This window comes from Priestia sp. P5 (assembly GCF_029522155.1).
GTDB classification, from domain to species: Bacteria; Bacillota; Bacilli; order Bacillales; family Bacillaceae_H; genus Priestia; species Priestia megaterium_E.
In genome coordinates, this window is record NZ_JAKWFJ010000001.1 from 2,233,253 (window position 1) to 2,248,005 (window position 14,753).

14 protein-coding genes are annotated in these 14,753 nt (G+C 36.2%); 8 read left to right on the forward strand and 6 right to left on the reverse strand.

Annotated features, from left to right (window positions below):
• Positions 1 to 123 precede the first annotated feature (123 nt).
• Both MMB69_RS12090 and MMB69_RS12095 read left to right on the forward strand, forming a co-directional pair.
• The gene (locus MMB69_RS12090; RefSeq protein WP_277447780.1) at positions 124 to 3,330 is read left to right on the forward strand and encodes a DEAD/DEAH box helicase; all 3,207 of its coding nucleotides are present in this window, start codon (positions 124 to 126) and stop codon (positions 3,328 to 3,330) included.
• Between the two features lie 17 nt (positions 3,331 to 3,347).
• Positions 3,348 to 4,004, forward strand: coding sequence for an MtnX-like HAD-IB family phosphatase (locus MMB69_RS12095; protein WP_269870755.1), 657 nt, complete (start codon positions 3,348 to 3,350; stop codon positions 4,002 to 4,004).
• 11 nt (positions 4,005 to 4,015) lie between these two features.
• Here MMB69_RS12095 and MMB69_RS12100 read toward each other — a convergent pair whose 3' ends face one another.
• Positions 4,016 to 5,110: an acetyl-CoA C-acyltransferase gene (locus MMB69_RS12100; protein ID WP_277448054.1), complete on the reverse strand. Its 1,095-nt coding sequence runs from the start codon at positions 5,108 to 5,110 to the stop codon at positions 4,016 to 4,018.
• Between the two features lie 13 nt (positions 5,111 to 5,123).
• Positions 5,124 to 5,681, reverse strand: a complete 558-nt coding sequence (locus MMB69_RS12105; RefSeq protein WP_045294461.1) for a biotin transporter BioY — start codon at positions 5,679 to 5,681, stop codon at positions 5,124 to 5,126.
• Between the two features lie 154 nt (positions 5,682 to 5,835).
• On the opposite strand from MMB69_RS12105, the gene MMB69_RS12110 reads away from it, so the two are divergent.
• A complete protein-coding gene (locus MMB69_RS12110) occupies positions 5,836 to 7,269 on the forward strand; it encodes a class I adenylate-forming enzyme family protein (protein WP_277447781.1) in 1,434 nt (477 codons plus the stop codon).
• Positions 7,256 to 7,714, forward strand: coding sequence for a GNAT family N-acetyltransferase (locus MMB69_RS12115; RefSeq protein WP_277447782.1), 459 nt, complete (start codon positions 7,256 to 7,258; stop codon positions 7,712 to 7,714). The genes MMB69_RS12110 and MMB69_RS12115 overlap by 14 nt, the downstream gene beginning before the upstream one ends.
• A gap of 576 nt (positions 7,715 to 8,290) precedes the next feature.
• Here the strand turns inward: MMB69_RS12115 and MMB69_RS12120 are convergent.
• Together MMB69_RS12120 and norA are read right to left on the reverse strand one after the other, a co-directional pair.
• On the reverse strand, positions 8,291 to 8,470 hold the full coding sequence (locus MMB69_RS12120) for a hypothetical protein (protein ID WP_269870752.1): 180 nt from the start codon (positions 8,468 to 8,470) through the stop codon (positions 8,291 to 8,293).
• A gap of 1 nt (position 8,471) precedes the next feature.
• The gene (gene norA / locus MMB69_RS12125; protein ID WP_221785092.1) at positions 8,472 to 9,668 is read right to left on the reverse strand and encodes a multidrug efflux MFS transporter NorA; all 1,197 of its coding nucleotides are present in this window, start codon (positions 9,666 to 9,668) and stop codon (positions 8,472 to 8,474) included.
• A 136-nt stretch (positions 9,669 to 9,804) separates the two neighbouring features.
• On the opposite strand from norA, the gene MMB69_RS12130 reads away from it, so the two are divergent.
• Positions 9,805 to 10,632: a MerR family transcriptional regulator gene (locus tag MMB69_RS12130; RefSeq protein ID WP_221785093.1), complete on the forward strand. Its 828-nt coding sequence runs from the start codon at positions 9,805 to 9,807 to the stop codon at positions 10,630 to 10,632.
• Positions 10,633 to 11,065: 433 nt separating this feature from the next.
• Here the strand turns inward: MMB69_RS12130 and MMB69_RS27270 are convergent, their stop codons facing one another.
• Positions 11,066 to 11,242 carry a DUF8096 family protein gene (locus tag MMB69_RS27270; protein WP_481861870.1) on the reverse strand — a complete coding sequence of 59 codons (177 nt, stop codon included), beginning with the start codon at positions 11,240 to 11,242 and terminating at the stop codon, positions 11,066 to 11,068.
• 278 nt (positions 11,243 to 11,520) lie between these two features.
• Here MMB69_RS27270 and MMB69_RS12135 point away from each other — a divergent pair, with 278 nt between their 5' ends.
• From MMB69_RS12135 to MMB69_RS12145, 3 genes are read left to right on the forward strand one after another with little or no spacing between them, the layout of a single operon-like run.
• Positions 11,521 to 12,255 carry an alpha/beta fold hydrolase gene (locus tag MMB69_RS12135; protein WP_277447783.1) on the forward strand — a complete coding sequence of 245 codons (735 nt, stop codon included), beginning with the start codon at positions 11,521 to 11,523 and terminating at the stop codon, positions 12,253 to 12,255.
• Between the two features lie 43 nt (positions 12,256 to 12,298).
• Positions 12,299 to 12,448, forward strand: a complete 150-nt coding sequence (locus tag MMB69_RS12140) for a hypothetical protein (protein WP_277447784.1) — start codon at positions 12,299 to 12,301, stop codon at positions 12,446 to 12,448.
• 51 nt (positions 12,449 to 12,499) lie between these two features.
• Entirely contained in the window at positions 12,500 to 13,165 is a 666-nt protein-coding gene (locus MMB69_RS12145) for a hypothetical protein (RefSeq protein ID WP_269870750.1), read from the forward strand.
• Positions 13,166 to 13,385: 220 nt separating this feature from the next.
• On the opposite strand, the gene MMB69_RS12150 is transcribed toward MMB69_RS12145, so the two are convergent.
• Positions 13,386 to 14,501, reverse strand: coding sequence for a Ger(x)C family spore germination protein (locus tag MMB69_RS12150; protein ID WP_277447785.1), 1,116 nt, complete (start codon positions 14,499 to 14,501; stop codon positions 13,386 to 13,388).
• Positions 14,502 to 14,753: the final 252 nt, after the last annotated feature.

Genomic DNA, 14,753 nt, shown 5'->3' on the forward strand with positions numbered 1-14,753 from the left:
CATGTTATAATAGAAGAATTGACAAATAATGTTCAACGTTTATGACGTTGAACATTATTTGTTCTGAATAGAAATTAAACAGAAACAGCATTGACTGTTATGCGATTGGAAGATTGTGAAGCGATGATAAATAAAACATTAAACAAAGAACAATTAAAAGATTCGTACTCAAGCAGAACGTACTATAGAGGGCACACGTATTACAAGCAGGGACGTGTGCTTGATTTGGAATACAATGAACAGACCACTACGTGGACAGCATCCGTTCGAGGTGCGGAAATGTATACAGTAATGGTTGAACAAAAAGGAAATTCTTTTTATTCATTCTGCGATTGTCCTGCTTATCACGAGTTTTCAGAATGCAAACACGAAGTAGCTGTTTTATTAACCATTTGCGATGAGCGAGCAAAGCCCCAGCCAATTAAAACGAAGCCTTTTCGCCAAAGCAAAGAATACGAGAATGTAAATCACTTTATCGACTTATTTTCAAGCTATCAGCAAACCATAAGTGACCATAGGAAATATGCCGATAAAGATCCGTTGAAAGTAGAATTTATTTGCAAGTCTTACTCAGAAGAATTTTTACGTTCAGAAGGAATGTACGTAGCGCTTGAAATGAAAGTGGGCGTCGACCGGACGTATGTAGTAAAAAACATTCAAGAATTTTTAACAGACGTTAAAGAATTCCAAACTCATGAATTTACCAAGCGCTTCGAATATGACCCGGCGGAACATTTTTTTATAGAAGAAGATAGAAAAATCATTGAGTTGCTGATGGATATTATGACAAATGAATCATTTTATAAAAATTCTTATTCCATGTATCGTTCGTCTGCAAATAACAGAGAACTAATCATTCCCTCCATCATAGCCAAAGAGTTATTTCAATTGCTCAAAGATCGGAACTTTACATTTATTCATGAAGAGCACTCATATGAAAATATTATCTTTGCTGAAAGCTCAGCTCCTTTTTCATTTCAGTTAAATAAGCACCCGGCAGCTGGATTTGAACTAGACTTTACGGAACTTCATCAAGCTTCATTTTTTGATCGATATGGATGGTTATTTTTAAACGGGACGTTTTATGAGCTATCTCAAGATCAGCGAATGCTTCTTGAAGGACTTCGAAAAACGGCGCCTTTAAAGCCAGTCGTACCTATAGCAGAAGAGCAGATGGGCAATTTTTTATCTCACGTCGTTCCAGGACTAAAAAAAGTGGGGAAAGTAGATATCGCAAAGGAAGTATCTCATCAGATTATTGCACCTGAACTAAAAGCAAAAGTATTTATTGACCGTGAGGATGAACAGCTGTTTGTGACGCTTCGGTACAATTACGGAGAGATTTCAATTAATCCATTTTCACCTCAACCTGAAAAGTACGATAAAATCTTAATACGAGATTTAGAAAAAGAAGATCGCGTCATGGACTTAATTGAAACAGCTCCTTTAAACATTTATAAAAACCAGCTGTATTTAAATCAAGACGAATACTCTCTATATGAATTTTTGTTTCATATTGTTCCAAAGCTTGATGAAATAGCAGATGTGTATATTACGGATGAGATGAAAGACTATGCCTATACGGATTTTTCGGATCCGGTAACAACGGTTGACATCAAAAACAGTAATGGGTTATTAGAGATCAATTTTGACTTAGGAGGCATTGATCATCAGACCGTTCAAGATGTTTTAAAATCTGTTTTAGAAAAGAAAAGCTATCATCGTCTAGATAACGGTGCGTTTATCCCTCTTGAAAATGAGGGCTTTGAACATATTCAAAATCTGTTTCGTGAGCTGAACGTAACGGAAAAAGATTTAAAGGATAACTCATTGCAAGTACCTTTATACAGAGGAATGCAAGTGGAAGAAATTATGAGTGCAGGTGATAAATCAGCGGCTAAGTTTGGCTCAGCATTTAAAACATTACTTACACAGCTCAAATCTCCAGAGGAGATGGATTGGGAAGTACCGGAATCCTTACAGGCATCCCTGCGTGATTATCAGCGTAATGGATTTAAGTGGTTTAAATCTCTGTCTCACTACTCTTTAGGAGGCGTACTGGCTGATGATATGGGGCTTGGAAAAACGCTTCAAAGCATTGCCTATATCTTATCTGAAAAAGAGCTTGATGAAGACAGCAGTGCCTTTTTAATTGTTGTGCCGGCTTCCTTGATTTATAACTGGCGCAACGAATTGGAGAAATTCGCACCGAATTTAACGGTTCAAACCATTACAGGAACGCCGAGCGAGCGTGAGGAGAAGCTAAAACGCACAGCTGACGTATGGATTACATCTTACCCAACGCTGCGTCAAGATATCGATTTGTATCAGCATCTTCATTTTCATGCTTTAATTCTAGATGAGGCTCAAAGTATTAAAAATCATACAACGAAGACAGCAGTAGCTGTTAGGACTATTTCAGCTAAAAAACGTTTTGCGCTTAGCGGTACGCCTATTGAAAACTCACTTGACGAGCTTTGGTCAATTTTCCAGACCATTCTTCCTGGCTTATTTCCAGGGCTTCGCCAGTTTAAAAACATGTCATCGGAGCAGGTCGGCCGAATTGTAAGACCATTTTTACTGCGACGAGTAAAAAAGGATGTGTTAAAAGAACTGCCTGATAAAATTGAAACAACTCATTTATCTGAGCTGACTAAAGAACAAAAAGAGTTATATGTAGGCTATTTAGAGCAATTAAAATCATCTTTAGCCGGTGAAGATTTTAACAAAAACCGAATGAAGATCTTGGCGGGATTAACAAGACTTCGCCAGATTTGCTGTCATCCGTCTTTATTCGTTGAAAATTACGAAGGGGATTCAAGCAAATTAGAGCAGCTGCTTGAGATTACAAGAAATGCGGTTGCCAATGGAAAACGTTTGTTAATCTTTTCTCAGTTTACAAGCATGCTTCACATTATTCGAGAAGAGCTTCAAAAAGAAAATCTCTCATACTTTTATTTAGACGGTCAAACGCCATCAAAAGAACGAGTGGAAATGGCGGATCGGTTTAATAATGGAGAACAAGACATTTTCTTAATTTCATTAAAAGCCGGAGGCACGGGTTTAAATTTAACCGGAGCCGATACGGTTATTTTATATGACTTATGGTGGAACCCGGCGATTGAAGAACAAGCGGCAGGGCGTGCACACCGCATTGGACAAAAAAATGTGGTGCAGGTCATCAAGCTTATTTCTCAAGGAACCATCGAAGAAAAAATTTACGGCTTGCAGCAAAAGAAAAAAGAACTCATCGAACAGGTTATTCAACCGGGAGAAACAATGCTTTCTAGTTTGACAGAAGAAGAGCTTCGAGAACTGCTTAGTATGTAGCAAAGGATGTGTAAGGAATGAAAAAATGGGCGTTTGTATCAGATTTTGATGGAACAATTTCAAAAAAAGATTTTTACTGGATTGTGATTGAAAAGTATTTTCCAGAAGGTGAAGAACTTTTCCACCGATGGAAAGCAGGAGAAATGAAAGATATTGATTTTTTATCTACTGTCTTTCAATCCATTCACCAAGAAGAACCGAAAATTTTAGAAGAAGTAGCGAATATTCCAATTGATGAGTACGTGCCCGCTTTTATTAAAGCTGTTCAGGAAAACGGCGGAGATTTTTATATTTTAAGTGCTGGAACAACGTACTATATTAAACCGATTTTAGATAAATACGGTGTTGAAAAAGTGGAAGTTTATTCGAATGAAGGCTATTTCCATCAAAACAACGTTCACTTGCATCTAGACCCTGCTCACAGATGGCATTCAGAACGCTACGGCATTGATAAATCGGCTGTTATTAAAGAACTAAAAGAGACATACGAAACGATTTATTTTGCTGGAGACAGCGAGCCGGATTCGCATCCGGCAAAATATGCAGACGTCACATTTGCAAAAGATTCTTTGCAAGATTTACTGCGCGAACAAAACGTTTCATTTGTTCCGGTTGAGACATTTGAAGATATTGAGCAATATTTAATACAACACAACGTGATAAGAAAAAGATAAAAACAGCGGTATTATTTGATTACTTCAAATAATACCGCTGTTCCTATTCCTCCTCCGCTTCCTAAAGACGCTATGACATATCGCACGTCACGGCGCTTGCTTTCATAAAAAAGACGCGTAGCTAAAATAGCTCCCGATGCTCCGTAAGGGTGTCCTAGCGTCAACGCTCCTCCGCGAATATTTACTTTTTCTTCTGATATCCCCAGTTCTTGCATACAAGCAACAACTTTAACGGCAAAGGCTTCATTGATTTCAAATAAGTCAATATCATCTACCGTAAGAGAATTTCGCTTCAAGATATTTTTAATCGCAGAAACGGGCGCAATAGCAGGGTAAAGAGGTGACACTCCTGAAATATCAGCGTCAATAAAACGTAAAACGGGCTGAAAGCCTAAAGCGCGTGCTTTTTGCTCTTCCATCACAAGCGCAATGCAGGCTCCATCGTTAATTCCACAGCTGTTGGCTGCGGTGACGGTGCCTTCATTTTTTAAAAAGACGGGGCTGGCTTTTTGCAGCAGCTTTGTTAGGTTTCGTTTTTTCATAAATGCTTCATCTTGCATCACGTTTGGAAGATGAAGCGTTTCTTCTTCAAACAATCTCTTTTTAAAAGACTCCCAGCTTCTTTCATGACTTAAAAGAGCATATCTGTCCTGCTGATCTTTAGATATATTGTATCGCTGAGCTACGTTTTCTGCTGCGATCCCCATGTCAGGGTCACCAATTTTATCAGGAGAAAAACGTGCTCTTTTTTCAAAAGGAGAAGTACTTGTACTTTCAACGCCTCCAGCTAAATAACACGTTCCAGCGCCTGCTTTTATCAAATAGCTGGCCATTCGAATCGCTTCTAAGCCAGCTCCGCACTGACGATCAATGGTCATTCCCGGGATAGAAAAAGGGAGGTCTGCTTCTAAAGCGGATAGTCTAGCTACGTTTCCTCCTGGACCTACAACATTTCCTAAAATAATGTCATCAATTTCATATTCAATTCCAGCGCTAAGCTGTTTTAATAAAGGAGCTGCTAGCTCTTGAACGTGAAAGTTTTTAAGTGCGCCGTTTTCTTTTCCAATCACTGTACGCTTCGCTTTTACAACTGCTGCCTGGTAGATAGTCATCACTTCCTTACATAGAAGCCGTATTGGAACGACCAGTTACGGTTACTACTTTTCGGACTTTTGTAATTAAATAAGCTGCTATGATTGCTTTTATGCAGTCACCGGGAATATAGACTAAACTTAATTGAAGAGATTTCCAGAACGGTATGTGAAGTAGCATCGCTTGTACAGGAATGCCAAAAGCGTAAACTAGCAAAATTCCAAACAGGACATTTGTTATGAATACCTTTGTAAACGTAAGGTTTTTCAACTTGGATAGTGTCCATCCTATAAAGAAAGCTGCAAATATATAGCTGATTAAATAGCCAGCACTTGGACTAAAAAATACGCTCATACCACCGCGCCCTCCAGAAAGCAAAGGGACTCCTACAGCTACTAAACATAAAAAAATAAATTGGCTTAATGCGCCTAACCTAGCCCCAAGAATACCTCCTGCCAGCATAACTCCCATCGTTTGAAGAGTAATAGGAACGGGAGTAAATGATAGGAAAATAGGAGGAACAAGCCCTAGCGCTCCCATTACAGCCGTAAATAAAGCAACGTATGTCATATCTTTTGTTTTCATCGTAAACCTCCTTTATGTATGATAAAACATGATTATCTTATCTTATTAAACTTAAATTAGTCAACTTTATATTTTTATAAGTTTACATTTTTCTTTTCTCAAATCTACATTTACGGTACACTAAAAGTAAAATAAAAAGGGAGTTTACGAAGTAATGAAACGAATTGAAGAACTAATTTTTAATCAGTGCCAACAAACGCCTGATGGACTGGCACTATCGGATTCTATTAGTAAGCTAAGCTACAGTCAAATGTGGGATTGTGTATGCAAAGCTGAAAAACAGCTGCAAGAAAAAGGGATGAAAGAAGGAGAGCTCGTTGCGTTAAGCATGCCAAACAATGTAGAAGCTATTGTGTCGTTTTTAGCGATTTTAAAAGCCGGCGGAGTGGTGATGCTTTTACACAATGAGTTAACAGACGCTGAAATCGATACTTATTTTTCGATTCAATCTCCGAATTGGCTATGGGAAACTTCTTCTTTAACTAACATAACAAAAGAAAGACCTCTGCTGCCCGTAAGGCAAGGGAATGCACTGTCCGATCTATTTTTATTTGGATTTACCTCCGGGTCAACAGGAAGGCCTAAAGGGTTTGTAAAATCGCATCATTCTTGGTCTTCATCGTTTCAAGAATGGTCAGACATATTTTCTTTAAAGCAACACGACAAAGTGCTTGTTCCTTTACATATCTCGTATTCCGCGCAGCTTTACCCAGTTTTACATGCGCTTTGCAGCGGCATGCACGCTGTTATTTTAGAAGCGTTTACACCTTCTGCTGTTTTTAAGAAGGAAGCTAGCTGCATGTCTGTTACACCAGCATTAATTTCTCCTTTGCTTCGTTACGTACAAAGCAGACCGAAAGAGAAACGACTTATGCCAAAGACCGTGATTTCAGTAGGCAATAAATTATCGCCTTCCGTTCGAAAGAAATTTTCACAAGCGTTTCCTGTTGCCTCTCTTTATGAATATTACGGATCTTCCGAAATGGGATTTGTTACGGTGCTTTCACCACATACAGCTGAAACGATGCCTAATACGGTAGGCTATCCTGTTAACAGTGTAGACGTTTTAATCCTGAATAAGCGTGGAAAAGAAGTAGAAAAAGGAGACAAAGGGACACTATTTGTAAAAACAAATCAAGCATTTGAAGGGTTTGTTAATGACAGCGAAGAAACGAACCGCTCATTTTTTAATGGATATGTTACGTCGCACGATATTGCGGTTCAGCTTCAAGACGGAAGCATTACCATAGTAGGAAGAGACAAAAACGTGATTAAAAGCAGCGGGAGCTTAGTGTATGCTGAAGAAATCGAAGAGTTGCTTTTACAAATACCGGGCGTTAGCGAAGCAGCCGTTTTTAGCGTAGTAGATACTGAACGTTCAGAAGTCGTAGGTGCAGCAATTGTTTTAGAGAACATTTCTCTTTCTGATGTGAGACAAGCGCTGACAAAACGAGTATCTGCTTATAAAATCCCGCGCGTATGGAGAATTTTAAAGTCCTTTCCGCGAATGAAAAATGGTAAAATTGACAAAGCAACGATATACAGCTACTTTACAGAGAAAGAAGGGAAGACATATGATTTCATTTGAACCCATTACAGCTGACACCATGTATATTGTTTCAGAGGTTATTAATTCAAACGAAGCCTATAATGTGTTAGAGAACGGCAAAAAAGAGCGGAGTGAAGAAGAGCTTTTTAAAGAATATATGAATGAAAAAACGGACAGTTACTTTATAAAAGCCGACGATACATACGTAGGGGTTATCGATTACATGAAACAGAATCCTAACGATGACCATCCATGGATCGGAGCTTTTATCATTCATAGCGCTTATCACAATTTTAGTTTCGGAACGCAGGCGTATCTAGCATTTGAAGACAAGCTAAAAGAAGAAGGAGTTTCCGTTCTTCGCCTTGGCGTTCTGTCTCAAAACCCTAGAGCCAAGCTGTTTTGGGAGCACCTTGGTTTTACACAGTATGCCACTAAGCCGCTGCATCATAATCAAGTGAACTGCTTAGAAAAAGAATTGTAAAAAAAATCCGTGGGTTTATCCGCGGATTTTTTACTGTGCATTAAACGTTCGAAAGAAAAAAATATAGTAACTAATTTATTATTATCGGAGCCTTATGCTCCTGTTGAAGACAACGTAAGCCTTCTATTTGACGCGACTTGAAGTAACCTAACTGATTGTCATAGAAATTTATGTCTTCAATGCGTTCGTTGCCTATGAAATTGTAACAATTCCTTATATATAAGTAACTTTAAATGTAGGTCGAAAATTACTTTATTCATATATTTTGCTAATGCACTTAAAAAAACATTAAGAAATCAAGGGTGTATAAAAAGCTGCATACTCCGTAAAAAGAACCCTCGGTGGAACCGGGGGGGACTGACTCCCGTTCTGCGACAAGGGTTCTTTTTTTGTGGTGGATGCCGTTAATTTATCTTATGTAAACTATAAAAGCAATACGCTCTTTAGTATTCGAAATTTTAAATTGTGCAAACTACCCAAGACGCTGTGAGGTATCTGCTACTAAAACCATATTTTCCAACAGAACAATCTACTGTACAGGAGCAGTAGGTTGTTCTGTCTTATAGCTATATATTTCTATACTTGTTTAGTTAACATAGAACTTTTTCCGGCTCCAATTTCGCCCGATATCAATAGGATTTCTAAATTGGCAAAATCCCATGACACGGGGTTTCCATAGATATCTTGACCAACGCAGACTCGGAGCTCTATTTTTTCAATATGAGGGTGAATGGCTTCATATCTATAATGGAGCATCTTAGTTACTCTTTTTAGATAGGTTTAACTCTTCAGTTTTAGGTTTTTTCCATAGTATAGTGATGGCTAAACCAATGATAATGACAACCGTACTGAAATAGTAGGGATAATTAATATTAATATCAAATAAAATGCCACCTAAGATGGGGCTAAATACGTTGGCTAGGGAAGTGAAAAAAGAGTTCATTCCTCCAACAAAACCTTGTTCGTTGCCCGCGATGCGTGATAAGTACATTGTTACGGCTGGGCGAATGAGATCCGCACCTATAAATACGGTAAAGGTGACTATCATAACCGTCCAGTACGAGCTCACTAATGTCATTGTAAAAACTAAAATCGCAGATAATACCAATGACCAACGAACCATATTAATTTCACCCAGATGCTTTACTAACGGTTCGAATAATACAACCTGAAATATTGCACCTATAATGGCACCGCCTGTGATTGAAATAGCAATGTCCAATGGACTAAACGCGAATTTATGATCAACGTATAAACTAAAGAATGACTCAAATGCTGTTAACCCAAATGTCGATACAAAAATGACTACAAAAGCAATAAAGAACATAGGCATGAATATCTTTTTCAAGCCACGCTTCTTCTCTATTAGTCGCTCAACTTCTACTTCCTCTTGAGAAGACACTGGTTCTTTTAAAAGCATAACAGATAAGATTGCAGCAACAAATCCAAGAACTGAAGCTGAGTAAAAGGGTACTCGCGTGCCAATCTCAGCTAAGAAGCCACCGACGCCTGGCCCGATAATTAGCCCAGTGGTAATAGCTGCCGACATATATCCTAGCATCTTTGGACGTGTTTCCAATGTTGTTATATCTGCAATAAAAGCTGTCACAGCAGGCATAATACAAGCGCCACTGACACCACCTAAAATCCGCGATATGAATAATAACTCAATTGTTTTCCCCATTCCAAATAATAATTCTGATACACTGAAAATAAATAACCCTATTACTATCATGATTTTACGACCGAATTTATCAGCTGCTTTCCCTGCAAATGGTGAAATAATTAATTGTGTTAAGGCAAATACTGCTGTTAAGTAGCCAACTGTTGTACCACTAATGCTTAATTCATTCATAATGCTCGGTAATACAGGTATTACTAAGCCAATTCCTAAGAAAACAATAAATATGTTTATAAGTAAGAGATACAGCGTACTTCTTCTTGTCTTACTCATATGTAAACCTCCGTTTATATAATTTGCTATGCAAAAGCTTATATAGCTCGACGTACTTTCCGTGCCATATGATAAAGCGTTTGCTTATGATAGTATGAAGTATGGAGTTAGTCTATAGTCAAGAGGAGTTTTTAACTTGGAGAGAAAAAATACTAAAACTTTAACTACAGGGGAATTTGCTAGCTATGTGGGAGTGAAAAAAGATACATTATTTTATTATGATAAAATTAATCTTTTCAAACCTGCAGGTAAACTTTCAAATGGTTATCGCTATTATACCTATGATCAAATCAAATCATTCTCTACACTCCAGTCTCTTCGGAAAATGGGTGTGTCAATTGAAGAGTTAAAAGAATACCTTAGTTCCCAAAACACCCATAAATTTATTCAAATGGCAAATCAGCAAACCGTTATAGTAGAAAAAGAAATTGAAAAACTGCTTCAAATTCAACGTTTCTTTAAGCAGATTATTTCAACGGAAGAGGAACTAAAAGGTGTCGAATTTGAAAAAGTTTATGTCCAAAAAACTGAGAAAAAGTACATTCTTCTAAGTAATGAAACTTCAAATGAGGGCATGAATACTGTAGAAGAATGGTCACAGCAATATAATCATTTTGGAAAACAGATAGGTTTGCAAGTTCCCGTTCCTATTGGATCTTTACTAACAAAAGATACCCTAATTCAAGAGAGGTTTGACAGGGTTGATTATTTATTTTCTTATAGTGAGTTGGATACAAGACAATCCAGGCCAGAAGGTCTTTATGCCATTTATTATCATCAAGGACCTTATAAAAATATTGTGTCTTCTTACCTCTATCTAACTAATTTTATTAAGACAGAAGGCTATTCTATTGTAGGTGACGCGTATGAAGAGTACTTGTACGATTCAATGAAAACTATTAACGAAGAAGAATACCTTACTAAAATTAGCATACAGGTGAAGGAAAATTTAAAGGAACAGTAAAATTTATTTTTTAATCTTGTACTTATAGTTGCACAAAAGGGCTACTTTCTATGAAATAGTACAAAAAATCCCTCATAGAAAAAGGAAGAATGGACTCCATTCTTCCTTCAAAATAAAAAAGAAGTTACCCCTTAACTTCTTTTTTATTTTAATATGCGTATGTAATTAATATTACAAGGAATAGCAGGGACCAAACAGTCCCAAAAACCATGAATGAGACCCGCATACGTTTTTCTGCTGAAATCTTAAATAGTTTTTCAATGATAACAAAGACGAGTTCAAGTATCCATATGTCAAGAGGCGAACTAATTTCATCTTTCATCATATGGACGTTTCCATCCCGCATAAATAATAAAAAACCCTACCAAAATCATGCAACAAATAAATACAACTGCGATTCAAGTCCTGCTTTCTTTTATAGTCTAAAGACCACCTAAATACTCTTTTTCATTCCATAATCGTGACATTCTCGTAAGAAAACGCCACTTTTTACAGAGCTTTTGAAGCAAGCTGAGTTGCAGTTATCGCACCGGCCACTAACCTTATCCGGAAATTCAGCATAGTCATAAACTTTATCAAAATCGATTTCTTGCTCCTTTATTTCTTCCAAGTTAATCACTCTTTTCTATTTGGCTTTTATTAGACTAACACAAGTACATCCGGATAAAAGGATTTTGCTAAAATTTTCATCTTCCCTCATTTTAATTCAATATATTTCCATGATTAAACTAGTTGATTAATTAACCTTCCAGTATATATAATTAATTAAAGAATGCTAATTAGCCTCTATAAAGGGTTAAGTTATACTTAACTAAGTCGATAGAAAGACATTAATAACAAAGATAATCAATTGTAAAAATTCAGCGGAGTAAGAAAGGGGATACATCTATGAAGAAAAAAGTGACTTATTTTTTCATTGGTCTCGTTGCAATAATCATGGTAAGTTTTCTTGGTTTCTTTACATGGTCACAACAAACGTATGAACCATCTCAAAAGCTTTATACACTCATGAATAAAAAGGACATTAAGTATGAAAAAGATTGGGTTATTTTCAACTCAAAAAATAATAATCAAGTGGGAATTGTTTTGTATCCTGGGGCAAAAGTAGAACCGGAAGCGTACAGCTACTTCGGTAAACAATTAGCAAAGCAAGGTTATTTAGTGGCTATACCTAATGTGAACTTTAACTTTGCATTATTTGACTCTAACAAAGCACAGGAGATAATAAATACCCACTCCTCTATCCAAAAATGGGTCGTAGGTGGTCATTCATTAGGAGGAGTTACTGCATCTAAGTTTGCTTATAATCACCCTAAAGAAATTGATGGGGTGTTCTTTTTAGGTTCTTATCCAGATGAAGGAACTGATTTCTCAAATAAGAACCTTCCTATACTTTCAATTTATGGTGAAAAAGATGGTTTATCAACTGTAGAAAAAATTGAAGATACAAAGCACTTATTATCCCAAAAAACAACCATGCATGAAATAAAAGGTGGTAACCATGGTCAATTTGGCATTTATGGAGCACAGAAGGGTGACTCTAAACCATCTATATCTGTAAAGAAACAACAGGACGAAATGGTTAGTGTTACTTCAACATGGCTAAAAGAAAATATTAACTAATTAACGGTTTTTTATAAGAAAATTTTATTGAAGGGTGACTTTTATGAGTTCAATAGATCTTTTAATCAAAGCCTTAAGAGCAAAAAACATTCCAGTTCAAAAGGTAAAAGTGAAAAATAGTACGCGCGATGAGTGGAAGAGTTGCCGATTACTCGATGAACAAAATCAATGGTTGAATGTGACATCAAAATAAATTATGAGACTGAGCTCTAAGTGTTCGTTTAAATAATTAAGGGGGAAAAAAGTGATTGATACAATACTCTATTTTCTGTTTAGTATTTGCTATTTAACGTTGCTGATTTTAAGCATAAAGCTTATTAAAAAAAGAAATGTATCCTTTTATATGGTATTTCTACCTCTTGTAATAGTTGGTTTGATTTACGATAATATCATTATTTCTCTGGGATCATTTATTGGGGAAGGTAATGTACTCCTTCTTCTTAGTATGTTTCGCTTTTGGTTCCATGCTTTATTCACGCCTACTCTTTTACTTTTTGCTTATGGAGTAGCTAAACAATCTAGCCTTCAATGGGCTAACAAATTTATATTTAAAATTATCTTCCTAATGAGTACACTTGCTCTTATTAGTTATGAGATTATACAAACGATTAATAAAAATCCGGAGATACTACGCGAGTATGGCATTGTTCGATATACTTTTGTAGGAGCCTCTGGCCCACCTTTGATGGTTATTATCGTGGCATTCATTTTACTTGTTGTTGGAGTTTCTCTCTACCGCAAAACACGATGGAGTATAATGATGATTGGAGTAGCTCTTATGGTTGTAGGAAGTGCTATACCCATTAACCTTCCAAGTACAGCTATAATAAACATCTTTGAGCTATTCTTTATTTGTTCTTTATTTTTAACTCAGCGTTATGTTACTTTTTCAATACATGATAAAGATTAAACCAATGCCTTTTATTCTTATAAGATACTCCACGTAACAAAATCTTTATACTGCTTAGGTAACAGAGTAACAATTCTTTAGATACTGTGTAGGTACTGTTGGGAGCTTACCTGTCCAATCGAAAAATAAAAAAGAAATCCTACTGCATTAGAAAATGGGTGAATGATAATACAATATATTCATATCAGTGTTACATCGTTATTCTCTTGATTGTATTACTTTATTTAACGATACCGTACCGAACAATTTCTACTTCTACTTTTGATTCAAATTTTACGTTTCTAAAATAGCTTGCTTTATCTTTTTTTAACCAGGACCCATGGTGAAAAGCAATTAGTCTCCCAAAAGCATCACAATTAGCTTCTTGCAATTTGTGGACTACTTCTTCTGCTTCATTAGTGAATTTTTTTGATAGTTCTTTATTTAGTTGATTAAGTTTCTTAGGTACATTTCCTATAGGAAATTCTTCTACTGCTAATTCTAAATGTAGGTTTAGATTAACAAAAACATTTCCATCTTTGTCCATAGAGACATTTAGTTTTCGTTTCATATTATTAACATTCAGAGAAATAAAATTTGTCATCTTAGACTTATTATTATTTATATTTTTTGTAAAACGTGCGTATTTTCCTCTCTTATTATTTAATAAAAGAAAAAGTGTGTATTCTCCTTGGGATAGAGTTCCTGTTAATTTTCTGTCATTAAATAATGCTAGACCTTCCACGTCAATAGTTGTACCATTATTGCCTATTTTTAATAAGGGAAGAGCAATATCTTCACCTGGATCAAGTATCTCTGAAGCGAGGGTCTGTATGGTTTCATCAGGAATGGTTGTATTTGTTTCAGTACTTTGTATTAAATTTAAGATGTTTTGGCTAATACTCGACTCTAATTGAGGTTTAATATTGAGTATATCTACTGCTGCTCCTTTTACTACTGCCAATTTGGCACTCATAGAACTACGTGGATCACGCAAAATTACATCTAAAGATGGATAAATATCACCTTTTGCAAATTGTTCACCGAATAATATAAGCTTATTTTTCGAAGCATCTAAATTACCAGGTATTTCTGTATTTAATTTCATACGTCCTTCTCTAGGCGTATTGGCAATTGTAGACAAAGTTTGACTATTACTAGCTATGGTCTCTTGCCCTGATGTCAATGAGTTGCTATAAATATCGGGTATTGAAATTCCAAATAAAAATTTGTCTTCATCAGTCCGATCAAAAGTTATAGTTTGTATTAGGATAGCATTTTTCATTAAATTTTGATCCCAGCACCCTGTTGTTAACAGTAAACATACACTGATTGTAACTAATGTTTTAACCTTCATACACTGCGATCTCCTGGTCTTTTTTTAGCAAAGAAAAACGAAAATAAGAATAAAAATAGTGGTATGACCACGATAAATCCTAAGTGTGCTGGTTCTAAAATCTTATTGAATTTTTGAAGGTCAGTTTCATTTCTAGGAAGAAGAGTGATTATGAAAACAATCCCCGCAGTATATGGAAGAAACCCAGCGTGATTGGCACGTCCAAAAAAGTACTTAAAACCATTAGAGGCAAGAAAAATCCAGCTCGCGATA